Source organism: Shewanella waksmanii (assembly GCF_043643685.1).
Classification (GTDB): domain Bacteria; phylum Pseudomonadota; class Gammaproteobacteria; order Enterobacterales; family Shewanellaceae; genus Shewanella; species Shewanella waksmanii_A.
Genome location: NZ_JBHZSN010000014.1, coordinates 86,054 through 111,610 on the forward strand (window position 1 = coordinate 86,054; position 25,557 = coordinate 111,610).

Annotated in this window: 20 protein-coding genes and 1 pseudogene; 9 read left to right on the plus strand and 12 right to left on the minus strand. The window is 45.0% G+C overall.

Annotated features, from left to right (window positions below):
* Positions 1-35 precede the first annotated feature (35 nt).
* The 4 genes from ACHUFW_RS18650 to ACHUFW_RS18665 all read right to left on the minus strand — a co-directional run bounded on the left by ACHUFW_RS18650 (position 36) and on the right by ACHUFW_RS18665 (position 5,414).
* The gene (locus tag ACHUFW_RS18650) at positions 36-1,133 is read right to left on the minus strand and encodes a DUF5700 domain-containing putative Zn-dependent protease (protein ID WP_394205195.1); all 1,098 of its coding nucleotides are present in this window, start codon (positions 1,131-1,133) and stop codon (positions 36-38) included.
* Positions 1,134-1,682: 549 nt separating this feature from the next.
* The gene (locus ACHUFW_RS18655; RefSeq protein ID WP_394205197.1) at positions 1,683-3,623 is read right to left on the minus strand and encodes a TRAP transporter permease; all 1,941 of its coding nucleotides are present in this window, start codon (positions 3,621-3,623) and stop codon (positions 1,683-1,685) included.
* A 116-nt stretch (positions 3,624-3,739) separates the two neighbouring features.
* Positions 3,740-4,666, minus strand: coding sequence for a TAXI family TRAP transporter solute-binding subunit (locus ACHUFW_RS18660; RefSeq protein WP_394205199.1), 927 nt, complete (start codon positions 4,664-4,666; stop codon positions 3,740-3,742).
* A 199-nt stretch (positions 4,667-4,865) separates the two neighbouring features.
* Entirely contained in the window at positions 4,866-5,414 is a 549-nt protein-coding gene (locus ACHUFW_RS18665) for a GNAT family N-acetyltransferase (protein WP_394205201.1), read from the minus strand.
* 169 nt (positions 5,415-5,583) lie between these two features.
* Here ACHUFW_RS18665 and ACHUFW_RS18670 point away from each other — a divergent pair, with 169 nt between their 5' ends.
* A complete protein-coding gene (locus ACHUFW_RS18670; RefSeq protein WP_394205203.1) occupies positions 5,584-6,759 on the plus strand; it encodes a membrane dipeptidase in 1,176 nt (391 codons plus the stop codon).
* 137 nt (positions 6,760-6,896) lie between these two features.
* Here the strand turns inward: ACHUFW_RS18670 and ACHUFW_RS18675 are convergent, their stop codons facing one another.
* The gene (locus ACHUFW_RS18675) at positions 6,897-8,372 is read right to left on the minus strand and encodes a lytic polysaccharide monooxygenase (protein ID WP_394205205.1); all 1,476 of its coding nucleotides are present in this window, start codon (positions 8,370-8,372) and stop codon (positions 6,897-6,899) included.
* Positions 8,373-8,825: 453 nt separating this feature from the next.
* On the opposite strand from ACHUFW_RS18675, the gene ACHUFW_RS18680 reads away from it, so the two are divergent.
* The 6 genes and pseudogenes from ACHUFW_RS18680 (at position 8,826) to ACHUFW_RS18705 (ending at position 12,633) form a co-directional block, all read left to right on the plus strand.
* Positions 8,826-9,290, plus strand: coding sequence for a GNAT family N-acetyltransferase (locus tag ACHUFW_RS18680; protein WP_394205207.1), 465 nt, complete (start codon positions 8,826-8,828; stop codon positions 9,288-9,290).
* A 67-nt stretch (positions 9,291-9,357) separates the two neighbouring features.
* Entirely contained in the window at positions 9,358-9,606 is a 249-nt protein-coding gene (locus ACHUFW_RS18685) for a hypothetical protein (RefSeq protein ID WP_394205209.1), read from the plus strand.
* A 183-nt stretch (positions 9,607-9,789) separates the two neighbouring features.
* Positions 9,790-10,317, plus strand: a pseudogene (locus ACHUFW_RS18690) (DUF998 domain-containing protein); the annotation flags it as partial.
* Positions 10,318-10,412: 95 nt separating this feature from the next.
* Complete coding sequence (locus ACHUFW_RS18695) at positions 10,413-10,847, plus strand: acyltransferase (RefSeq protein ID WP_394205211.1); 435 nt, start codon at positions 10,413-10,415, stop codon at positions 10,845-10,847.
* 69 nt (positions 10,848-10,916) lie between these two features.
* On the plus strand, positions 10,917-11,618 hold the full coding sequence (locus ACHUFW_RS18700; protein WP_394205213.1) for a hypothetical protein: 702 nt from the start codon (positions 10,917-10,919) through the stop codon (positions 11,616-11,618).
* Between the two features lie 25 nt (positions 11,619-11,643).
* The gene (locus tag ACHUFW_RS18705; RefSeq protein WP_394205215.1) at positions 11,644-12,633 is read left to right on the plus strand and encodes a hypothetical protein; all 990 of its coding nucleotides are present in this window, start codon (positions 11,644-11,646) and stop codon (positions 12,631-12,633) included.
* A 228-nt stretch (positions 12,634-12,861) separates the two neighbouring features.
* Here ACHUFW_RS18705 and elbB read toward each other — a convergent pair whose 3' ends face one another.
* From elbB to norR, 7 genes are all read right to left on the minus strand, one after another.
* Positions 12,862-13,512, minus strand: a complete 651-nt coding sequence (gene elbB, locus ACHUFW_RS18710) for an isoprenoid biosynthesis glyoxalase ElbB (RefSeq protein ID WP_394205217.1) — start codon at positions 13,510-13,512, stop codon at positions 12,862-12,864.
* Between the two features lie 96 nt (positions 13,513-13,608).
* The gene (locus tag ACHUFW_RS18715) at positions 13,609-14,160 is read right to left on the minus strand and encodes a dienelactone hydrolase family protein (RefSeq protein WP_394205219.1); all 552 of its coding nucleotides are present in this window, start codon (positions 14,158-14,160) and stop codon (positions 13,609-13,611) included.
* A 94-nt stretch (positions 14,161-14,254) separates the two neighbouring features.
* Complete coding sequence (locus ACHUFW_RS18720) at positions 14,255-14,632, minus strand: PH domain-containing protein (protein ID WP_394205221.1); 378 nt, start codon at positions 14,630-14,632, stop codon at positions 14,255-14,257.
* Between the two features lie 284 nt (positions 14,633-14,916).
* On the minus strand, positions 14,917-17,007 hold the full coding sequence (locus ACHUFW_RS18725) for a M20/M25/M40 family metallo-hydrolase (RefSeq protein ID WP_394205223.1): 2,091 nt from the start codon (positions 17,005-17,007) through the stop codon (positions 14,917-14,919).
* Between the two features lie 113 nt (positions 17,008-17,120).
* Positions 17,121-19,487 carry a M4 family metallopeptidase gene (locus ACHUFW_RS18730; protein ID WP_394205225.1) on the minus strand — a complete coding sequence of 789 codons (2,367 nt, stop codon included), beginning with the start codon at positions 19,485-19,487 and terminating at the stop codon, positions 17,121-17,123.
* Between the two features lie 590 nt (positions 19,488-20,077).
* Entirely contained in the window at positions 20,078-21,994 is a 1,917-nt protein-coding gene (locus ACHUFW_RS18735; protein ID WP_394205227.1) for a peptidase U32 family protein, read from the minus strand.
* 104 nt (positions 21,995-22,098) lie between these two features.
* Positions 22,099-23,679 (minus strand): nitric oxide reductase transcriptional regulator NorR, encoded by a 1,581-nt coding sequence (gene norR / locus ACHUFW_RS18740; RefSeq protein ID WP_394205229.1) that lies wholly within the window; start codon positions 23,677-23,679, stop codon positions 22,099-22,101.
* Between the two features lie 247 nt (positions 23,680-23,926).
* On the opposite strand from norR, the gene ACHUFW_RS18745 reads away from it, so the two are divergent.
* Both ACHUFW_RS18745 and ACHUFW_RS18750 read left to right on the plus strand, forming a co-directional pair.
* The gene (locus ACHUFW_RS18745; RefSeq protein ID WP_394205231.1) at positions 23,927-24,223 is read left to right on the plus strand and encodes a hypothetical protein; all 297 of its coding nucleotides are present in this window, start codon (positions 23,927-23,929) and stop codon (positions 24,221-24,223) included.
* A 37-nt stretch (positions 24,224-24,260) separates the two neighbouring features.
* Positions 24,261-25,517 (plus strand): NnrS family protein, encoded by a 1,257-nt coding sequence (locus ACHUFW_RS18750; RefSeq protein WP_394205233.1) that lies wholly within the window; start codon positions 24,261-24,263, stop codon positions 25,515-25,517.
* Positions 25,518-25,557 lie beyond the last annotated feature (40 nt).

Consider the following 25,557-nt stretch of genomic DNA (forward strand, 5'->3'; position numbering starts at 1 on the left):
ATAAACCGGCCCTGTCTAAATAATCATCTGATCGTTTACTGCTGCGATAACAGCACATAGTAATCAACCACCGCTTGAGAAAATTGCGGCTGCTTCAGCTGATGTTGCTCAACCACGTTATTATAAAGCGCAAATAACTGATGAGGCTGATTCAGTGTCTCAATCAGCGCGACTGATTCGCCCGCTTGTACAATGGTTCGACATATGTACCAGCCCACGATATGTCCCCAAAAAGGTAATGCCTGCTGAAATGTCATAAATTCAGCTCGCTGTGGTTCAGCAAGCGCATTCGATAGCAGCAGATCAAGCTGCTTGATATGTGTTGGCGCCAAACTCATCTGCTCAGCAAACTGTCGTTTGAGGCTTTCTGCGTAAGGTGAGTCGGCATCACTAAAGTTATGCTTGTCAATTAAGTTGGCAATGCCTTCTTTTTGCACATGATACAGCACTCTCTCAAATGGATTGTTCACATCTAGCAGTCCATTAGGGTGAATGATGCCATAGAAAAAGTGATGCAGTTCATGGGCTGCTAACTCAAAAGGCGCGAGTTGATCACTTAAGTAGCTAGTATAGGCGTCCATTACTACGCCAATTTCTGCAGCATGGGCATTTTGACCAAATAGCGCAAACATGAACTGCACTTTGTGGGCATCGACATCGAAGGCTGGTAAATACCTTAGCGCGAGTGCTTTGCTGTTTGTAAGTGCATCTTGCTCAATTAACCATTGCTGATATTGAGACAACCAGCGAAGGTCTGCGAAAGCTCGGCGTAGATGTAACACCTCAAACTGTTCCGACTCATCAAGTGTCTCAAAAACGGCACTTTCATTGGGATTGAAGGCAATTTGATAACGCTGAGTTAACTGTTCTGGGCGGAGGCTCGAAATAGTAAATATCAACTGATAAGCTGACAAAGCATATAATTCTTGCCACTGCTGCTCACTGACAGCTTGCCCCTGCTTGAGTTGTGCCACCAAAGGTTGTAAATATTCTACGGCACTAAAATCATAGGAGCTGGCTTGCTCATTTGTTATTAGATTGCCTGACAGCAATAAATTGCTGCTATTGATAGGTTTGGCATCACTAGTGGTAGACAACACAAAAAGTAATGCAGCAAATCCTAAATACTTCATTTAAATTCCCTTTCAAGTTTGGTAAACGCCTAGCACGATAACATGCGCTAATAAATATCGGCGGTATGATTATTCAACGAGTGAAACTCGGTATTATCTCGGTGAATAATCAACCAACGCCCTGTTAAGGGGCTGATAAATGTTTGACTAAAATGTGAAGCGAAACCGAGTCAAACTTTAGCTATCCCGCTTGCACAGCTTGTTATGAGTTTTCTTCTTCAGATGTATAGTATTCTACACCGGAGCGTATCGAAGACTCGAAAAACTCCATATGCTCTTTGATAAATGATTCTAAATCGACTTGTTCATTTTCAGATTTTAATGCGTAATACCTAGCCGCGTAGCAAGCCATGGTATACATAAAAGATGAATTCACTTGAGGAATCGAAAGTTCCTTTTCCTTTGCTATAGCACCTTACATAAATTCATCTACAACTTCGTAGAATTTATCTTCTAGATTTTCGTCAATATCCATACTTTCGAATACTCATAACATTAGAATAAAGGGAGCCATTGCTCCCTTTTTCATCGCCGACGTCATTTCGACGCTTAAGACTGAGAGTGTGCACAGTCCTGTGGCGTACGGCGCCATTGCAACAACACTAACCCCAATATAATGGCGATAGCCACCATGCCTAAGTTCATCGAATTTAATAGAATAAACGGAACGGTTATTAAGGCGATGATACGTTCAACCTTGGTCAATGACTGCAATAAATAACCTTCAATGGCGATAGCAATGGCTAATATGATTGCACCGGTTTGCACAATGGCAAACACAAACTCCATGGTTGTCGCCTCTGGGTTTAGCAGGTTAGTGTAAGCCATCATGATTGGAATGATGAACAGTCCCCCCGCTAACTTAAATGCCTCAACTGAAGACTTCATCGGGTTTGCATTAGCGACCCCTGCGCCCGCAAAAGCAGCAAGCGCGATTGGCGGAGTCACATTAGATGTTTGCGACAGCCAAAACACAATCAAGTGAGCAGTTAATAATGGCAAGCCAAAATCACCCAACATAGGAACAGCCATCACTGCAAGTACGATATAGGCCGCCGTCACAGGTAGCCCCATGCCCAATACCAAGGCGACGATACTTATCAGCGCTAGTGCCACTAGTAGGTAACCACCAGAAAAATCCATTACAAATTGGGTAAACTGCAAGCCAATTCCTGTCTGGCCAACCACACCAACAATGATACCTGCGGCGCCACAGGCAACTGAAATAGGCAGTGCCAATAACGCACCATTTTTCATGCCTTCGATAAACTTCTTCAAGCCTATTCGACTATGACGACGCAGCGCAGCAGTAACGATAATGGCTGCGCACCCAGCCACACCGACCAATAACGGCGAATACGCCATCATCAGTAACACCGTGATCATCAATAGTGGAATCAAATGGTGCGCGCCCTGCTTCATCACTTGCCAGACAGCCTCAGTGCGGCTTACCGCTTGTAAATTCAGCTTACAAGCCATCAGGTGAACGTATAGCAAGGTACAGAAAAAATACAGAATGGCAGGCGCAATCGATGCCAGCATAATTTCACTGTATGGCACACCAGTAAATTGCGCCATCACAAATGCACCAGCTCCCATAATGGGCGGCATAATTTGCCCACCGGTCGAAGCCGCCGCCTCAATCCCTGCCGCTTGTTGGGGTTTATACCCAAGCTTTTTCATCATCGGAATGGTCACCGAGCCGGTAGTCACGGTGTTAGCAATAGCAGAGCCAGAGATTGAACCTAAACCTGCAGAGGCTAAAACAGCGGCTTTTGCCGGTCCGCCACGGTATCGACCAGCAATTGAAAAGGCTAAATCAATGAAAAACTTACCCGCTCCGGTCACTTCAAGGAATGCACCAAATAACACAAAGATAAACACTGTGGTTGCAGCAATACCTAACGCGGAACCAAATACCCCGTTAGCCGAGTATATTTGGAACTGAATCAGTTCTTGTAAACTGTATGCTTTGGTTGCGATAGCACTTGGTAGCATATCGCCAAACGCGCTATAAGCGAGAAACAAAGCCGCGATTAATACCATCACCCAACCGACTGTGCGCCGGCATCCTTCAAGCAGTAACGCTAACAATGCACAACCCGCCACCAGGTCTTCATTTCCCAGTCCATACAGCAAATGGTCTATGTCATTGTAATCAAATATCGACATACGATATCCGGCATAAACCGTTATCGCGCATAAGGCGAGATCCACTAGGCGTCCGGGTAAGTACAATACACTTTGGCGTCGTTTAATTAGTGGGTAATGAAGAAAAATCAGCACTAACACCCAACAAAGGTGTATCGGCCTAAAATAAGTGGCAGAGATGGTCGATGTGATCCCTTGCCAAATTTGAAAAGCACTGAGTGAAACTGCAATGAGCAGAATCAAATAACCAAACCAAGTAATTAGCTTATCTTGCTCTGCTGCGACGTCAGCTTCAACCTTGGTAGGGTTGAGTACAGGTTCCTCATGACGTGTGGTCATATCATGTCCTCAACAATAGCGATTAGCCTCTATTGGGCTAAAGGATGTCAATCTGTCGGCCATACCCAAGTACTTCTAACTTAAGTAAAGTAGTCTTTAGTACGGCCAACTTGGATCTATTTCGCAATAGAGTCTAAATACTTTTGCGCGCCAGCATGCAAAGGCACACCCGCTAAACGTGCCGCATTTTCTGGCGTAGTCGCATCTGCAACCTTCACCACTTTGCGCACTTCATCCATATTTTCATAAGCAGCTTTTGTCAGTTCAAAGGCCATCTTATCATCCATTTTGGCGCTCACGACCAACACATTCCATACGCTGAGCGTAGAAACTTCATCGACGTTGTTGTAAACATCAGCCGGAATGTTATAGCTGCTGTATGCAGGGTATTGTTTGATAAAAGCTGCAGACTCTTCAGCGGTAATATCAATAATATTGATCTTATGGGTCAATGCCACTTGAGTCACTGCCCCCACACCTTGACCACCAACAATAAAGCCAGCATCAATTTGGCCATTTGCAAGTGCATTAGTGGTTTCAGCATAGTTAAGGTATACCGCATCAATGTCTTTTTTCACATCGATACCGATAGATTCGAGCAATGCTGCCGCCGTTACTGCGGTACCACTGGCTGGTGCGCCCAACGAGATGCGCTTACCTTTTAATTGTGACAGTGAAGTGATACCTGACTTTTCCAGTGTCAGCGCATGAACCAGATTAGGATAGAGTGCAAAAAGGGTTTTGACTGGCATTTCACTGCGAAACTTTCCCTCCCCTTTATAAGCATCTAGCACCACATTGCCCATGGCGATACCAGCAATCATGTCGCCTCTTACCACCTTAATGGTATTTTCAACCGAGGCGGCAGTCACTTCAGCTTTGACGTTTACGCCGTCAACATTGTCTGACCAAACCTTAGCCAGAGCGCCACCAAACGGATAATAGATACCGCTTTGGCCACCTGTACCAATTGAGTAATTTTCAGCTTGAGCTTGCATTGATAGCACTGCCAACAGTGCCAAAGAACATAGCTTGCGAATCATAATGGGCTCCTAATATTGATTAAGTAAACAGTACTAAGGATCACCATTTTTAAGTGGTGATCACGTCCATCTAATACCGACAACTTACTAAAAGTGACCCGATACTCACCTAAGCACACTAGCTTGTCAAGCGCACAAAAAGTCACATTTTTTGAATTAAATCGCTATTTTTGGCGCTCAAAGCAGCTAGAAATGCAGCTTATACCAGTCTCGACATCAAGGTATAATCTAAAGATTCACCATCTATACGGAACATATCCTTCAGCTCACCACACTGCGTAAACCCACTATTTATATACAGTTGTTTTGCCGCTTCATTGGCACTTAGCACCCATAAATCGATACGCTCAACAATACTGTCGCCAAAATTCAATTGTGATGACAACTCTCTAAATAGGTGTTCTATCAACCTTTTACCTAAACCTTGACGCCTTGTTGAAGCATCAACGCCCATCCCCATAATCGCTCGATGTTCAGTGTAGGGTTCGCTAGTGGCTCGAATATCAATATGACCGAGTACCAGATCATTTTCAGTTGCTATCCATAACTGGCGCCACTGTGCTTGATCGCGTTCTCGAACAATGCCTTCGGCAAAACGAATACGCATATCATCACTCAGATCAGCACTATCACGAGATATAGGTTGGAAAAGCGGGGTATTTGACGCGCCATTTTCCTTAAGTTGTTTGGCTAAATACTCAAAAAAACGCGGTAAATCTGCAGCCGTTGCTTGGCGAATTTCAATCACAAAACTATCCCTGAATGTGTTAATACGCCAGATAAATTACCCACTTTATATTTAAATATCAACAAATTATAATCGAACAATCAATGAATTGCCAGATAGAACACTTTGTTCTACTTTTCACTGGTTTCGCGGTAGTATTTATTAGATTAAAGTTGAAAAGGAGCATTCTGTGCTTATAAAATCATCATTAAGCCCAACCTCAATATCAAGACGAAAAATACTGCAAGCTATCGCTGCGGGCACGTTACTGGCTAACTCCCCTCTGTGTCGTGCTGTTGCAAACCAGCATAAGCCGTTATACATCGACGGATTATCCTTCCTACCTGATGATTTAAATGACTTAGCTCGCTCCAAACTTGAAGCCTATTTGTGTGACATCTCGGCGATTGAAGCGATCAAACAAGACGATGGCACCACCAACTATAAACGCACCTATCAAGCTTGTATGAAAAGTATTACCCAAGCTTTAGACAGAGTCCGTCAACACCCTCAGCAAGTCCTGCTGGGCAAAAGCGGCAGTGATATTAAGTTGGCACAGGAATCGGCTCGTACCGCAGTATTTTTCCAGATACAAGGTGCAGATTGTGTCGAACAGAGCATCTCCAAAGACCTTTATCAAGTTGATGAGTTTCACGACAAAGGACTGCGGGTACTGCAGCTCACCCATCACTACGGCAATTTATTTGCAGGCGGCGCATTAGATAACGATGGAAAACAAGGTTTAAATTTACCGCTCACCACCGCGGGGGAACAATTAGTCGCCAAACTCAATCAACGCAATATGCTCATTGATGTTAGCCACTCGAGTCCGCAATCGGCAATCGACACCGCAAAACTGTCTCGCTCACCCATTGTACAAAGCCATGGAGCAGCCAGAGCCATTGTCAATCATGCAAGGTGCTCACCTGATGAAGTCATTAAAGCGATTGCTGAAACCGGCGGATTATTTGGGGTGTTCATGATGACCTTCTGGTTGACCCGCGAAAACCCACCAACAACAGCACACTATATTGCCCAGCTAAAACATGTTGCAAACGTTGCTGGTATCGATGCGGTAGCCATTGCTAATGACTATCCATTACGTGGCCATAAAGAGTTACTGGCACTCGACAATGATAACGCTCAGGGCGTTAAACAGTATGTGCCGTGGTGGCACAGTTTACGTGCTCGCGGTGTACTCGGATTTGATGCAGAACCTGAGCATGTGGTCATCCCAAAACTTAATCACATTGACCGCATGCAACGCATCGACGATGCTTTGACAAAATCAGGTTTCACCTCGATGCAACGAGACAAAATCATGGGCGGGAATTGGCAGCGAGTATTAACCTCAGTGTTGAGCTAACGTTATCAATTGGCCAAACGAAGCCGGCACAGGGGAAGCCTAACCTGACTTCCCCAATACCAGTTCAATCTGACTGCCGTAAAAGTCGTTATCAAAGTTTATTCAACTGCGCGAGAATAAACCGATACCAACGACCACTAGCGCCATACGCCCCACTCACCGGTTGTGCCAGGCTGCTCACCTTGCGTCCACCACTGCGCAGTCCAACTTCTACCGTCAAAGCTGACAATATCTCCCTGAACATACACTTTGTCTGCCTGCCAATTGCCATCGCTAGGCGTTTCATCATCCGTCGCTTTAACAGTAAAGCTGTATACCGCACTGTCACTGCCAAGGACATTTGCCACTGTCAGTTGGAATGACAATTGGTGATCGCGGCTACTTGCTAGGGAATCAGTATCGACAATTAACTCGTTATAACGCCCCTGCTCAGTGCTTACGACTGGGCCACTTAATTGCTGCCAATTGACTTGATCATAGTCGCCTTTGGTATGCTGCGGGTTGAGCACAACCATCGTCCCGTGCGCCACCTCGGCAAGTTGGATTTCTTGCAAAATCTGGGCTGTGATCACAGCTTCAAGACCTGGATTGACCTCATCTGCAACAATACTAAATACCCCAGAGGCGCGCTCATCTTTAGCATTAAAATAGTTAGCGTAGAGGTTATCTCTGAAATACATGTAGTGATTCATCTCGGCATGCCAGTCGCCAATGAACACATTGCCATTGTGATTCGATTCATAGTAACCACTGACTTTAGCCGCCAGCAAGCGATCCCAATCCTGACGATTATCCTCAGTGATCTCAACACTGAAACTATTATGAATTTCACCGTATTTATTGAGTACATCAAACTTCACTGACTCACCCACTTGCGGCGTGAGTAACGTCACGTCATTAGGAATAAACTGCTCGCCTTTATGAAGATACGGGCCATCGGGATCAACAGGTGGCTGCTCATCGCCAGAAATATTGATGTCACTGCAGTTATAAAACCCTTCGCCCACAGGGTCGATTCGCTGCCAACGGGTAAATAGGATTGCCTCACCACTTCGCTCAGCGGGAATAGTGACATTCATGCGATACTTTTTATCTGCACCAACCTCAATATTGCCGTACTCTTGAATAAGCTCAAGGTCTTCCCATTTTAAGGGTTTAGACACGTCTACCCCTGGCTTAGTTAGGTAGATCTCCCAATATGACGGGTTATGGGGGGCTGTCGCATTAAATACCAACTCAAAGGTTCCTGGCGCGACTTCGGTACGCGTCCAATCGGAGTGTTCAATGCCTAAACCCCGTTTTTGCGCGTCATTGGCGTAACATAAACTGCCATTAGGAATCGCCGCCCTTACTTTTGCCGCATCAAGATAATCCGGGGCCGCTATATTGATAGCCACTTCATTGCGCTGTACAAATTGATAGGTACCTGACTCATCGAGCGCTGCTTTACAAGCTGCGTTGGGAGGATTTCCACTCCATATCCCGCCTTGCTCATAACAGATTGATTGACGCGCTTCGGGAAACTCCACCCAGCCATGGGCCAATACCTGTGTGGGCATGGCAAAATAAAGTGCAGTAGCAATTGTAGATACAGTAAAAATTGATTTTCCCACGGTAAACAGCTCCTTTTGATAAATCTACTTTTATCAATAAATTTAGATAGTTCCATTTTGAACTGCCGAGAATTATCAAAGCAAAATAGGGCTATTTCAACTGGCAATATCTTGACATGCTAAATCAGTAAATAAACATGTTTAGCTAAAGATAATTTGCCAGATAAAACCCTGAAACTGGCATTATCACAATCAAATTGGCTGCGGTGAGAGCTATCCCAAGCACATAATAAATCGTCACTTTTTCATATCGGCTTTCGCGCAAATAAAATTGACACAGCGTGACGTTAGCAGTGTTTTTGACGAGCAAAACTTACGCTGTCAATTTTGTTACTGACTAAAGTTATAAAAATGTTACTTCACTAGCTTTAAACCACAATTTCCCGCTAGTGAAACCAACGCTCTCATGATATAACGACCTAAAAGCACAACAGAAAAAAGGATTTATTGTTAGTGATTATCAGAAAGGCTCTGGCCGCAGATATTGATGCCATCTGCCAACTACGAAAGCGGGCCATTTTGGCACAATGTGCTGATTTTTATTCCGAGAAGCAGTTAGCCCTGTGGACTCAAGGTGAAGTCTCACCGACCATAAAACAAGATATTATCGACGCATTTTACGTCGCTGAAATCGACCAACTGGTGGTCGGTTGTGGCATGTTAACGGTGAAAAAAGCCATGCTCGATGCCATCTTTGTTGATCCAGATTATTTTGGTCAAGGCATTGCCACCCAAATGGTCACGTTTTTGGAGCAACAAGCTAAAGAGCATGGTCTATCACATTTAACCCTAGAGGCCACTCTAAATGCAGCGGCGTTTTATCGTACCTGCGGTTTTGTAGGTGACAATATCGCAACCTATCAATCTCCAAGAGGGATAAGTTTGGCGTGCGTGCCCATGCAAAAACAACTGAATTAATCGATTAGGTAAACCGTTAATCATAGCGCCTCGCCGGCCATAAAAAACTCATACAAGGATACGTAAGGTGTTACAAAATCTCAGTGCTTATGCAGGAATTATCGCGAGTATATGGATTGTGCTGGGTGTGTATATTGCCAGTCAATATTATACCAATCGGCATAAGAAAGTGATCTACTCAGAGCTATTTTTGGCAAACGAGTTCGAGACGAATAACTTAAGCAATAGTGGTTCTATTGGGAAGTTATTCAACGAAGAAGTAGGCAGCCCAAAAAGCGCCCAAAGGGCGAGTTTTAGCACATCTGATACTGTGTAAACGAACTTGAACGTAGAGTTACTATGCCCTTCATTCGTTGCAAGCCACATGGATGTGGTGAATGTCATTAATGCACGACTATAGGGATATAGGAGGTAGAGTAACGCAGGAGCAGTTACCGAGGAGCATTTAATGACCTTGTCTCAGAAGCGCTAAACTCTCGCTGAGCGATCACATCTTTATGCCGATTGGTATTACCCCAACTATAACCACCAAAAGCAGTTTTGCAGCGAATTGGGGGCAACGGGTAGCCCAACACAACGGCTGTCACCGCTTATCAATAACTATCCATTGGGGGCATTATTTTGTTTATGTGGCTGGCACTTCATTAACCTAGACGATGCCAGTTTATCGCTGCAAATCACCGGATACCTCATCATTATCCATGGCCTAGGAACTTGGGTTGCAGGGTATTTTCCTATGGACGCCGATCCATATACCAAACAACCTAGTCGCAATTGCAAGATCCATTCTTGGGCTGGCTTGAGCATGCTGCTGGCATTATTAATCGCACCAATCTGCCTCGCACTAGCCCCAAGTACGAATCTCTCATTGCGTATCACGTCGATCGTTGCGGTGATCTTTACCGTCTACTATCTATTCAAAATGGCCATAGCTGTACGTTCCCAAACTAACCCAGGGCTGCACCAGCGACTGTCCTATGGAGTGCAACTATTTTGGCTGTGCTTAGTGTCACTGAGCATCACCTAATCCGCTTAGCGGCGTAATACATAGGATCATTATCATGAACATGCTAGGTTAGCTGTAATGTTGGCGCTAAATACCCAACCAAGGAGAGTCAATCGATGCCTCGCTCATTAACATTGGCACACTATGTAAAAAGACGAAATGGCGTCGCTCTTGGTGCTTCAGGCTCACTGAGTAACATGCTTAACAATGCCCTCGGAGCGGGTTCTTTTGCCCTGTTCTGGCACTATTGGAACCCCATATGGGGCTATTATCTTGGCCGCTATGTGATGCAACCAACCAATCGATTTTTGCCCCACTCAGCTGCCGTTATTATCACTTTTGCCGTCAGCGGTGCGCTACACGACCTAGCCATATCATTGGTGAAATTCAATCTAGTCTGGCCGCTCACACCTTGGTTTTCCTTGATGGGAGTATGGGTTGTGCTAAGCAACTATCTCAATATTCAATATCATCGGCTTGCATGGAGTTATCGCTGCAGTATCAATCTTAGCGTGATTATTGGCAGCTATGGCTGTACACAACTGCTGTAACTGGCTGCCCGCTATTGCGATACCATTTGGCCCGCAATACACTATTGCAACACGATGCAAAGGAGCGCTGTGACATTGCCCCCCAAACCAGAGTCACCTAAATTAGAGCCACTTAAATTTGAGTCACTTGATTTTGAGCCATTGGATGAGCCAAAACATGCTGATATCGCCATTGTTTGCCATGATATCGAGCCTTACCTAGCGCGATTTCCCGCAGTTAACCCCGCATCACAGTCGCCCACATACCCGAGCATTTTTTCGTTTAGCCGTGCTTCAATAACGCAACTAGAGCAACGCAGCTGGGATCTGATTTTGGTTGAATCAGCCACAAAGCAATACACAGCCCCACTTATTCAAATGCAACAGCAGTCTTCATGCTCGATACTGTTCATTAATAATCCATCAAACGATCGCCACGCGATAACACAAGTGTGCGCTAATATTAGCGCCAAGTTATACAGTGATGAAATGCCTAACAACCTCGATGTCGCTGACATGCGATTATTTGATAGCATCAATCACCACCTATTCGCCTTCAACTCCCTTAGCGACGCAATCGATTTTTTGCAATCAAACCCAAGTGTAACAGTGACGGCAGCGCTCTATTTGGCCCATAACGTCGCTAACCTAGCGCATTACCAACAAGCTATGGCCGATTTAGCTGCTAACCTTAACGACAATTGCAGCTTTTTCACCAGTATGCTGGATACCGGACAAGGACAGTGCAGCATTTTAGTTTGCCTATCCGCAGCAAATGAACAAACGCTATGATTTAGCAGGTTTTAATGGAGGCAGCATGTCACAAGCACTGAAATATAAACCCATGATGCCATTGCTCATCACTTTGTTGCTCATTAGCAGCTGGGTGATTAATTTCCATGTTGCCTCCCCCCTTAACGACATGGGGTTAGCTCAATTAGAATGGCTATATTTGGTTGATATCCTAATCGTCGTGCCTGTTGTCTGCTTTTGGGCGATTGCCGACAAACGCACTGCAGCGATTAAATCTGCTGCTTACATTAGCTTATTGCTATTAATCGGCACTGTCATTATCCCAACAGAACAACAGCAGCTACTGCCGCAGCTATCACCACTGCGGTACCTAATTTTGGCATTGATACTTGCCATTGAAGTTATCAGTATTGTATTGGTGGTACTGGCAGTTAACACAGCACTAAAGGCTAAATCAGATCCAGATCAAGCACTCACTAGCGCAGTCAGCAAGCTCACCAATAATCCGAGCTTGTCCAATATCTTGTGCTTAGATCTGCGCATGTGGAGTTTTCTGCTTTGCCACAAACGGATCCAGCCGCAACATTATCGGGGGCAGCAACAGTTTAGTTACCACAAAAAGGATGGTTGTCGAGACAATGCATTAGGGTTTATTGTCATTATTGGCTTTGAGCTCCCCATCGCCCATCTATTACTGCACTTTTTCTGGTCGCCCCTTGCAGCCAACATCATCACTGGCTTAACCCTGCTTAGTTTGCTGTTTTTTATCGCCGAATACCGCGCTCTAGCTAAGCGACCTATTAGTATAGACAACAAACAGCTCATTATTCGCTATGGGCTATATCCAAGCTTCAGCATAGATATTGATAACATCAGTGATATCCGCCCCAACCAGCAGTTCATCCCTCGTCATGGAACCGTCAAAAGGTTTAACCTTTCAGGTACGCCCAACCTAGCCATCACGCTGAAAAAACCAATTGGAAAAATAAACCGAGTCTATCTTGGGGTAGATAATCCAACTAAACTGCGCCAAGCACTGACAGATAATAAATAATGCCTAACTTCCCAATAGAACCACTATCACTTAAATTATTCGTCTCGAACTCGTTTGCCAAAAATAGCTCTGAGTAGATCACTTTCTTATGCCGATTGGTAAAACAAGCAGATGAAAACAACAACCGCCACAATATGTGGCGGTTAATACAAACTAAAAAACCGGTTATATACCCAAGAGAATTGGCGCAGTTAACCAAGCTACAGCTTCAAGTATGAAAGGTATAGCTTAACTCATCGACAGCACTTGTTGGACTAATTTACTGATGCCAGCATCCGCTTCAACAATCGACTGAGCTAACATATAAGCGGGCGTGCTCACCACCTTACGCTCGGTATCAATAACGATATCATCAACCGCACAAGCAAGGTGCTCACCGCCTAAGGCATTAATTGCCGCTGCGGTATCTGCATCGTTACCGATTGTGCCTTGCACACCTTGACCATATATTAACGGCAACATTGCTGGTGCAATACACACGTAGCCAGCAGGCTTTTTCTCGTCAGCAAATGCTTGGCATGCGCTAAGCACCTGCGGCTCAACCGTCGCTTGTGCACCTTTAACCGCAAAGTCTGACAAGTTCTTCGCCGCACCAAAACCACCTGGTAAAATCAGCGCATCAAAATCTGCTACATTTAACTCTGTTAGGGGCTGAATTTCCCCTCTCGCAATACGCGCAGATTCAACCAATACATTGCGATTTGGGCTCATCTCTTCGCCTGTTAAGTGGTTAAGGGTGTGCATCTGTTCAATATCTGGTGCAAAGCACTGATAATGTGCGCCTGCTTTAGCGATATGCAATAACGTCAGTACTGACTCGGTAATTTCCGCACCATCAAACACTCCACAACCTGATAAAACAACAGCGACTTTTTTCATCCTAATAACCCTTTAAACGTTTCATATCATCGATAAAGACAGTGGTCTTAGCATCACCCGGTAAATTGATTGGCCTAGGCCAATCGATCTCATAGGCTATTTCAACAGCAACTCTAATTTGGATAGCGTATCAACACAACCCTGTGCATGGTAGTTCACCGATAACGGGTTCATAAAACCATGCAAGTATTGGCTTTGGCAGACCTCAACATGGTTATGGTTTGCCAAGCTTTGCATGACATCATTGACGTCAAAATGCGACTCTTTTATGGGAAAAACGAGCTTAAGCGGAATCTGAGGCGTTAACTCAAGGGCATGGCGAATTTGCGAACCGTAAAAGCCAATCCCTGAAGCAAGGTGTGGCGCTTTGCTGCGTGCGGCCACATGCCAGAGCGCACTAGCGCCTGCACTAAAACCAACAACACTCACTGGCACATGACACTGCGCTATGGCCTCAAACAACAACTCAGAATATTTTTCAATACCAACATGTTGCATGAAATAATGATAAGCCGCTGTTTCATCATCAAAGCTATGGTACTCGCCGCCATATGGGTCAACAATCTGATACGGCAAGTTAAATCCGCTAAAACAAGTTTCTAACTCTGGCGTACGACCGAAAATATCGGTGACAAAAATAGTCAGCAATATCACTCCTTAATTGCCTGCTATCTATAATCCATGCTAATCCCTTCTTGCCTGCAAGGTATTATTGCAAGCTAAAAACGCCCGCTAACGCGGGTTATTTTAATGAGAAATTAGCAATAGTTTTTTGAATACCGACAACATCGGTGCCTTTTTTGAGTTCTTTAACCAAGGGATCTTTTTGTCCGGAAATCCATATCTTTAATTCTGAGTCCATGTCAAAAGTCCCGGCCGTTTCAACTTCAAAATGAGTAATAGACTTATAGGGAACCGAGTGATAACTCACTTTCTTGCCCGTGACTCCCTGTTTATCAATCAAAATCAGCCGCTTGTTAGTAAACACAAACATATCTCTTATCACTCGATAAGCCAGCGATAAGGTTTCTCCATCAGCCATAATTGGCGCAAGCTCTTGAGCTAACTCATCTAGATTTACCTCTGATGCGTTACCCATAAGTGAATCGAGTAGTCCCATATTTCATCCCTTTCTATTTGTCATCCGATGGCATCATTAAATAACAATAAACCTTACCTTGCCAGCAGATTATGCCGCTATGAAAATTAAAGGTGGATCTTAAGGAATGTATAAACGAAAAGGGTAAGTGCCCAAAACAAAAAACAGCCTACCTGAATAGATAGACTGAAAAACGGCAAGCTTCACTGCCGAAGAAAACTAGTAGCCCAATGTGTCAATGCTACTAAAATACGAGTACCTAACAAGCTTAGGCACTCTCCCTGAAGGACCGGTACACTCAGAAGCTATTGGCAAGGTCCATTTAGCTGCCACACACCCCATTGCCCTGACTCAGAGGGTACCTCCCCCTGTGTCCACCAGCGTGCTGTATATTCATTGTCGGCATATGACACCTTATCACCCGCTAAATACACAGTGCTTGCTTGCCATGCAGGCGATAAGCATTCTCCCGGCTGTGATGCAGCTAGCGTCACAATTTGAGTTTGAGAGTGACTCAAGCCATCACTGTCAGTTACCGTTAACACCACAGAATACTTGCCGCTGGCGCTATAGATATGTGTCGGGTTTGCCGCACTACTGGTTTGACTGTCACCAAATTGCCATGCGTGACTCACTATCCCATTATCATCCGTTGATAGATCAGTGAAACTAACCGATAGCTCATTAACTTGGTAACTGAATCGTGCAATGGGCGCATTAGGACTATCATCATCATTACAATCAGCAACGATAGACCATACTTGCTGGTAGATATCAGGCGCGGCCCCCGTTGACCACCATATCGCCTCATACGCCTTTCCCTTATAGGTTACACGGTCACCCAGTGCATAATTCACATTAGCATCCCAGTTAGCAATACCGCTGCATGGCGAACCATTGTCATCACGAGTAACGGTCAGCAGTTGCGATACGGAATCTGTTAACCCCTGAGCATCACTCACTGTCAGTACAAGCTGATATTGACCTTCTGCTGTGTAGGTATGATTAACGCGCTCCTGCTGAGATAGATGACCATCACCAAAACTCCAAGCAGTAGAAACCAAGTCACCACGGGAAGCTGAGGCATCAAACTGGCAGCTTAATCCGCTGCAGTTGGCATCAATGACAGCGACCGGCTCGACAGGTGTTTCATCTGGGGTAGGGTTAGCCATTTCATAGGCAAATGACAAGGCTAGTTTGGCAAAAGCAATGGAGTTGTTCGCCTCAGCATCACTGTTGGCAAGCGTGTCATTGCGGGTATGAATATTGGGGTTGGCACCATTAAAACGTGCTTCAAATGGCATACTCGCAGGATACCCTTGGTTATACCAGGATGCATGATCTGAGCAAGCATAACCACAACGATCATCACCGTAAACGATACTAGGCTGATAAGTATCCAATAATTGTTTCATATAACGGGTAAAACCACTATCGACATAATCAGTCATGAACACGATATCTTCGACAGAACCATGATAATTGGTCATGTCGAGCTGCAACGCCGCGACCACGTTTTTACCCTGAGCTTTATATTCTGCCGCTATCTCTTTTGAGCCTCGTAAACCCACTTCTTCAGCAGCATATCCAATAAAATGAATACTCCTTTGAGGTTGCTGCCCATTGCTAAGTAATACCTTGGCAACATTGGTTAATGAAGCGATGCCTGATGCATCGTCATCAGCACCCGGTGCCCGCGTTCCCTCAGAAGTATGACTACCAGCTGTTGAATCTAAATGTCCACCTAGCACTAGAATTTCATCGCTACGCTGGCTTCCGGCTAAGGTTAAAATAACCGAATCTTGGCCCCAACCACTGTGATTATACGAGCGCACACTCGCCCACGAATGCTGCTGCGCAAGCTGCCCCCAGTGAGAAGCCAACCAATTAGCTGCGTCACGACCACTGCTGGTGTTGTAAAAGCGGTTGGTAAATTGTGTCAAACTTTCAATAGTGGATTTTATTTGCGGTGCCTGAATCTGTGGCAATAACTGATTGACCTTATCCATATGCTGGATTGGTGGCGCATTAAAGGCCAGCATCTCTTGCGGCCCTTGTAATGCCAATACCGCCTCTTGATAACTATCATGCACGATATAACCACCACAACGGTGTTTTTGTTCATGCATTAATTGCGTTAAATAGGGTAGCTGAGCTTGCTCTACCTGATAAATCAAAACCGGAGACGATTCAATATTTTGTGCTTGCATTGCCGGGGCTAGTGTTGCACCAGCCGTTTCCGCCTGTACGGCAGCATCATTACCTATAGTGATCCACAGCAAGGTATCTGGCTGCTGTGGTTCGGTTTTAGCAACGCCATTACTGCAATAAAAGCTTAACGCTACAGCGAGTGGCAGTGCATATTTTGCAACGACACGAGTTGAATGAGCAATCATAACTTTATCCTTGTAAGGACTGTTCGATACGCTGGTCTAAGGCTAAAACATCGATAAAAAGAGTAGGGATTAAGTTATGCGCGTAAACGCGCATAACTTTTAAATTTCGAAGCTTATTGACACTGTGCAATAAACTCCCATACGCCCCACTGTCCAGAATCGGCAGGAGACTCATTTTGGTTCCACCACTTAGCCCGGTACTCATTACCGTTTTGTGAAACCAGATCGCCTGAAACATAGACTGCAGCAGGATCCCACGGTGCAGCGTTACACTCATCAGGTGTATCAGTGGTTGTCACAGTCACAGTTTGTGTCACCGTATCAGAAGCATCATCAGCATCCACAACGGTTAATTGCACACTGTAACTACCGGCCGCAGCATAGGTATGAGTAGGGCTCACTTGGTTGCTGCTATTGCCATCACCAAAGTTCCAAGTATGACCAACAATGCCTTTATCATCAGTTGACGTGTTATTGAAACTCACAACTAATTTATTGGCACTATGATTGAAACTCGCATTAGGACCTTGGTTAGGTAAATCACCACCAGAACATTTAGCCCCTTTGCTCCATACATTGGTGTAAATCGCAGGAGATGCCCCAGTTGACCACCAAATCGCTTCATACTCATAGCCTTCAAAAGACACCTTGTCACCTAGGTTATAACTTTTCGCCACATCCCATGGTGCTAGACCATTACATTGATCCGGGACATCAGGGTCTGTGCTAACAGTGACGGTCACCGAATGAGTATCACTCTTGCCTTCGGCATCACTGACTGTGAGCGAAACAGCATAAGAGCCAGCACTCGCATAGGTATGGGTCGGATTTTGCTGGCTAGATGTCATGCCATCACCAAATTGCCACTGATGGCTAACAACACCTTTATCATCAGTTGATAAATCGGTAAAACTCACTACCAGCTGACTGGCGGAATAACTAAAGTCAGCATTAGGCGGCTGATTCCCCACAGGGCCACAACCGGAGCCATCCTTCGCGCCGCTACCGGTTACCCCAACAGCTTCTAATGATGCAACCACATCATCGACGCAGTAACCTAAGTCTTTAGTCGCGTTATACACACCTCGACCAGCCGATTCAAAGGTGGCGTTGGCATTCCAATATAACTGGTTAGCTTTCACATAGATGTCAAACGCCTCACGGATTGTCCAACCCGAAGTTGTCGAAAGTAGGTAAAAAGCTTTGTTATACACGCCCGAGCTTAAATGCACATCAATACCCGAGTAATAATCACGGGTATGGCCAATGGAGCGGCCATCTAAAGGCGGGTTATCCATGTAGCGCATCGCGCCACTGCCCTTCTTAATCCGGTCACCTATTTGCCAGCTAAAACTGCCCTCTAGGTAATAGGTTGCCGCGGCAGCTGCAATATCAGAGAACGACTCATTTAAACCACCGGACTGATTCCGATATACTAAATTTGAGTTTTGCTGAGTAAAGCCATGGCTCACTTCATGCGCTACGACGCCAAGCCCCACTAGCGGGTGGAAAGTGTTTTGGCCATCACCAAAAGTCATTTGCTGACCATCCCAGAATGCATTTTCATAGTTGCGATCGTAATGGACCCGCATTCTTAGTTTTTGAGTGATCGGTGCTTTGTTGTACCAGTCACGATACATATTGAAGGTCACCTGACCAAAAGCATGGGCATCGTTAAGTGCAGAGTAGCTACCGTTAACTTCACGAGAAGTATTCTCATAACAAGGGAAAGTATGAATAGAGCCACCCGACGTTCGGTGGTTCATATCATAGGTTTCAACATTAGTACTGTCTAAACGACAACTGCTGCCGCTACCAGTCACCTCAAACGCCGGATAGCGATCGCCAAATTGATAACGACCTGTACGCTGGTTTCCTCCAGGGCCTGTTGCTTGGGCAAAGGTCATCCCATCCCAACTGTCCAGCAGCTTACCACTATGGGCATCAATCACCTGATAAGGACGACTTGGTGCTTGGCCATCGCTGTCGACATAACTAATTAGCCACGCCAAATATGCCTGATCTTTTTCATCCAACCAAATATAAAGCTGGCTTTCGATATTATAAACAGTCTCTTTATCAGCGTTGTCACTTAATGCAACATGCAACGCCTCATCCAGCGAAAAGCTTGGTGATGTAGAGATGACATCGCTGTCAATTTTAGCAATGTGGTAGCCCACAGGATTGTAAAACTGGTTCATCGGGGAGCGGGTTGCGACTATTGAAGCACCAAACACCGGCACGCCCTGATAAAGTTGTTGGTAACGAGCGCGCTCATTGCCATCAATATCTGTAGAAACGGTTTTGGCTTGATAAGTGGTTCCGCTTGTGGCTGAAAGCACACTTTGCGTAGTCAGTTGATTAGTACTTAGTAAGTTGGGCTGTTGCATGTCAATGCGTTGTGCAGCTGCAGCATGGCCAGCCAGTAGCGTACTGACGGCAAGGCTGCATAGCGTCAGCTTTGTTGCTGTTGTAAACATGTATTCACTCCATATATCTCAAGGGTAATAAACACCGCGAGATAAGGCATATAGCCTACGACATGTACCTCAAAAATTTAGTGAACACTTGATTACGACCAGATAATCACACTACTACTACAATGAAAAACATAAACAATATAACCCTGTCCCGCAGCTATGAACGTTTGCTTCTGTTGAGCAAACTTTTGTTTTCTTAGGTCACCATTTGCGATGACATTTTGACTATATGCCCCATATAAATATTCAGCAACAAAGCATATTTAATGATAGGCAAACGGTTTTCGTAAAGCTCAAACAACAAACTTGTAACGCAAACAGTACGTAAAAATTCTGCCACACCATAGCCGGTTAAAATTTACACTAAAAGTTATAGAGTTATGATTGGGTGAGAGTTACAGCAAAGCTACAGCTATTTTGTATCGTGCAGTTTGCAGTTAAATTAGCAAGCCAGAGTATTGCTTAAAGGCTATTTTGGAATATGTTATTTCAATTGAAAACTAAGATCAGTTTATGCATGGTTTAACGTAGCAAGAGACTGCATGGGTAAAGAGCAATACCCTATGCCGCCTCAAGCCGTTACCTTGCCGCTACACCTGACGGTTTGCGCCAACCACCATCATTTCACATTTAGGGCAGTCAAAGACTAACTTCAACACATCTTTACCTATCTCAAGCACCATAGGATCTGCCTTAATTCCGGGCACTTCTTTGGGGCATAGGTTGAAGTTAAAACGCAAGCAGTGCTTAGTGACCATCAAAGGTGCATCTTCAGTAATCCCATTTTTTTCGTAGGTATCTTCGATTTCAATCACACCATGTTGGGTATAAAACGCCTTGGCTTTTTCATTCGCCACATTGCCCATAAAGCTTAAATGTTTAACAGGATAAACGGCATCTTGATTATGCTTCCACGCTGTTGGACGCTGATATTCATCAACTCGCGCTGTTTCCAATGCCGTTACTGCTTCACGACGCAAACCGTTCAGTTGTGAAGCAGGCATGAACCACATTTGCTGGGTATTTATCTGCACATCTCGAGCAACAAAGTCAGTACTGCCCAGCTTGCTCAGCTGCTTACGAATATTCTTTTGGGTTTTGTCATAGTCGGTTGCTGGTTGTTTCTCTATCGCTAAAACCGCTTTACCTTGATGGCCATATTGATCGGTAATGGTCAACTCAACACCATCATCGGTATCTGTAAGGGACAAATCGGCCTCGATGATGCGTTTGGATGACTCTTTTGCCAGTACCATTTCAAATGCTTGGTTATGATTTCGGTAAATGGTCGCGCCTACCTTTAAATCGCCAGGCACAGCGGTGACATATAACCTCAAGCCTTCAGCACGGTTAACACGCAAGCCTTGTAACTTATCATCAGACTGCTTGGCTTTAGTGTAATTAGGCGGGAAATAAGCCAGGCCATCACCATTGTTAAACTCTTCGCTGGAGTTAACTTCAATAAAATCTTTGCCAAGCTTACTCACGGTCGCAACTTCTTCACCGATGTACTTCGGTGAACGGAAATCACTCACGCCTTGGCTACGTTCATTGACAAAGTAGTCAGTACGGCCACGGTTGAACGTTTTCTCTGGATCTGGGGTAAAGGTATGCTCGCAGCGACCATGGGATGACGCACTGAGCTCTGGACGTTTAGCGATAATTTTATCGAGTGCTTGACGATAATGCGCAGTAACATTTTTCACGTAGCTGAGATCTTTCAACCGACCTTCTATCTTAAAAGAGCGCACACCAGCATCGATTAACGCTTCTAAGTTATCGGTCTGGTTATTGTCTTTGAGCGACAATAGATGCTCATTTTCCGCCAGCACTTCACCTTGACGGGTTTTCAGCTCGCCAGGTAAGCGACACATTTGTGAACATTCACCACGGTTGGCACTGCGGTTACTAAATGCGTGACTTAAATTACACAAACCACTATAAGCTACACAGAGCGCCCCATGAATGAAGAACTCTATTTGCATGTTAGTGTTTTTAGCCACTTCTCGGATTTGGGTTAAGCCAAGTTCTCGGGCTAATACCACCTGAGAGAAGCCAACTTGCTCCAAAAACGCGACTTTCTCTGGACTGCGGTTATCCATCTGCGTACTAGCATGTAGCGCGATTGGCGGGATATCTAACTGTAAAATCCCCATATCTTGCACAATCAAAGCATCGGCACCAGCATGATAAACGTCCCAAATAAGTTGCTGTGCAAGCGGCAACTCATCGTCCATCAAAATGGTGTTTATCGCCACAAACACTTGAGCGTGATAACGGTGAGCAAATTCACACAAGCGTGCTATATCTTCAACACTATTACCCGCAGTAGCACGGGCGCCAAATGCAGGCCCTCCAATATAAACCGCATCGGCACCATGTTTAATGGCTTCGATACCATAATCAGCATTTTTAGCAGGCGCTAACAACTCCAGTCGATTTGAAGCGACCTCAACCGGCTCTTTCGGTGGCTGTTCATTAGGTCTAAAAATGCCAACATTGCTCATATACTTAGTCTCAAACTGGGTTAACCGACATATTTGGGGCAGGGATTATAGCAAAGTCATCAGCATTTCGCCTGATTGAATATAAATTGTTGCTAAAGCACCACTCAGTTTAGTTCTACCCGTTTGCTCACCTGTATACCTAAACGCTTGGCTAAACGGTTTAAATTAGCCCGATCGACACTTAGCGCTTTAGCTGCTGCCGACCAATTGCCTTCTGCATCTGACAATTGCTGTAAAATCAATTGCCGTTGAAACTCCTCGGTTTGCTGCTTTAAACTGCCACCGCTCTGGGTGATAGGTAACCGTGATGGCGCTAAATCAGCACTTGGTTCAGACTCAACTGCCGATGGCAATGTAAGCGCCAAATGTGTCAGTCCAATTCGTACAATATTAGAATGACTATCGCCTCGGGCTCTAAGCGCACCCCGGCTGATAACATGCTCTAACTCGCGCACATTTCCAGGCCAATCATATTGAGATAGTAACGCTAATGCGTCAGCGGAAATCGCCAACTGTGCCATACCTAATTTACGCCGACTTTGTTCTATAAAGTAGCCAGCTAATAGACTCACATCACCACTGCGGTGACGCAAAGCCGGTACAGCTATCGGATAAACACTTAAACGGTGAAACAGATCGGCTCTGAACCTACCCTCTTCGACCTCAACAGCTAGTTGCCGGTTGGTCGCTGCCACGATACGCACATCAACATGTTCTATGCTGTCTTTACCAACAACTTGAATCTCTTGGTTTTGCAGTGCTCGCAATAGTTTGCTTTGCACCGCAAGCGGTAATTCGCCTATTTCATCTAAAAAAATGGTGCCGCCATTAGCTAAGCTAAACTTACCGACTCGGTCACGATCTGCGCCGGTAAACGCGCCTTTTACATGGCCAAACAGCTCGCTTTCTATCAAGGTTTCCGGCAAAGCGGCACAATTAACATAAACCAGCGGTGCTTCACGACGAGCAGAACGCATATGAATAGTCCGCGCCACCAGCTCCTTACCAACACCTGTTTCGCCTTCAATTAAGGTAGAAAAGTTAGAGTCAGCGACCATGGCAATTTCATTTTTTAACTTTAACATCGCCTCGCTTTCACCAATTAACTCACCACCATCTTTTAATAACGCTTCTTGAGTTAATTCAGCCACCACTTGCCGGCTATGTTGTGAGTGAGTTTCTAGCTCTTGTAATAAGATAGCCGTATTCAGTGTTGCGGCAGACATGGCTGCAATAATATCTAAGCTACGTTTAGGAATATCATCAAACGCATTGGGCACCATACTGTCTAAAGTCAGTACTCCAATAAGTTGATTATTGGCGAGTAAAGGCAGACCCATACACGAATGCACAGGTAAATCTCCCTCATGCACTAATAACAAGCCATCATAGGGATCCGGCAGTTCACAATTGGCAGCGAAGCGAATCGGCTCAGTTGACTGACATATACGCTCAAATCTGGGGTGCTCTGCTATGGCAAAGCGACGACCTAAAGTTTCTCTAGCTAACCCTTGCAATGCTAACGGCTTCAGCTGCAGACCTTGTGCATGCAGCAATACTACAGCATCACAATCTACCGCATGCCTTACGGTACTGAGCAGTCGCTCAAAGCGATCTTTATCTGCCAAACTTTGGGTTAAATCCAACGCCAGCACAATCAACGCCGAAGAAGAAATCTCTGCCATACCTGCCTCAACTCTTCGTACTTTCAGTTAGTTTACCACTCACAGAATAAGACTCAAGAGAGTCATTATGACTACAAGATATGATAGTCAAAATGACTCACCAAAAACACTGAAAACAACTAAGAAACTGTTAATAAACAAAAAAACAAACTTGGCATGGTTATCGCTATTTATTACGTATATGCGCCGTATCCAAACAGTATTAACCAATAACAAGATGCGGTATCAAACATTAAAGGAGCTTGTCATGCATACACTCGCATTACCGATCTTTGCTGAAACAGACAATTCACTTCCGTTAGCATCAGCGACAGCTCAGCAGCACTTTTTCCATAAGGTCGTTTTTGGTGGCAACCTCACTATGGCAGTTGCAATTAGCGGATTACTCCTGTGCATTCTGTCAGGTTATACCTTCGCTAATCATTTCTCACTCATGACTCAAGTCTTTAGTCATATTGCACTGATTCTGTTCGCCACTGCTATCAAGGTTGGCTATGTGATCCGTTGTATCGGCCTTGATGGATTGGGATATCGACAACTTTAACCATTTAGAATTTATCTTTGAGTAAAAGAGCACCGTTATGGCGAAACAACCCACTTATAAAATTAATTTGAAACTCAACAGTGATGGGGAATTGATTGAAACCCAGTCCCCCCAAAGCACATACAGTGCTATAGCCGAGCAACCAATTTGGGAACTGGCTTTTCGACCTTGGTTTCTTGCTGCAAGCCTGTTGTCCTGCATCAGTTTGTTGATTTGGTCTTTGGCACTCAATGGTCATGTCCAATTGCTAAGTTATACCAGCTTGTCACCGGTCACTTGGCATATTCATGAAATGCTATTTGGATTTGGGGCAACCATTGCTGTTGCATTTTTACTTACCGCGGCGCAAACATGGACTGGCAAACCGAGTATTCATGGTTGGCCACTGATTGGTCTAACTTGTCTTTGGTTAATCGCTAGAGCAGCAATATGGTTAGCCAATGATGGTTGGCAGTGGTTAATTCTCTTTTCACAAACTGCTTGGTGGCTTGCTTGCATCGGCTACCTTGCCAACATGGTCATTAGCAGTAAAAGCCGCAGAAACTACCAGTTCATCCCACTGCTGTTAGCAATGATGACACTTAATGTCGGCATCCTACTCGCTGACTATAGCGGTAATCTTGAACTCGCAAGACACCTATCTCGTTGCGCTATTTTGTTATTTAGTTTGCTTGTCGGTATTGTTGGTGGCCGCGTGATACCGTTTTTCACCAGCCGTGGTGCCCAGAATGCAAAAGTCACCCCAACTCCACTTTTGGATAAATTGGTCCTACTCACAGCGGTGACTGGGACCAGTATATTTCTATTAAGTGGCTTAATTGATCTACCCATGACACCTGCCACGCTACTTATAACAACCGGCATTTTACATCTTCTACGTCAATGGCACTGGGCTCCATTTGCTACGGCAAGAGTGCCACTGCTGTGGTCATTGCATGCGGCTTATTTTGCCTTAGGTTTTGGCCTTATCTGCTTAGGTGGAAGCTATTACGTTAATTGGCTGAGCTTTGCTGATGCACTGCATATCATCACCGTAGGAACCTTAGGCGCAATGATACTAGCGATGATTGCGAGGGTATCACTTGGTCATACAGGCCGAAGTCTAGTCGTCCACTGGCATATGACCGCAGCCTTTTATCTCATTTTACTCGGCTGCGTTTTACGCATCGCCTTACCAACCATAGGGCAACCGGTATGGGGGTGGAATTTAAGCGCTGGAACCTGGATAGCCGCATTTAGCTTATTCATTTGGCACTACTGGCCGATTCTTATCGCCCCTAGGGTTAGCAAGTAATCCATTGTCGTTAATTTTAAAACCATAAACTTTATAACTT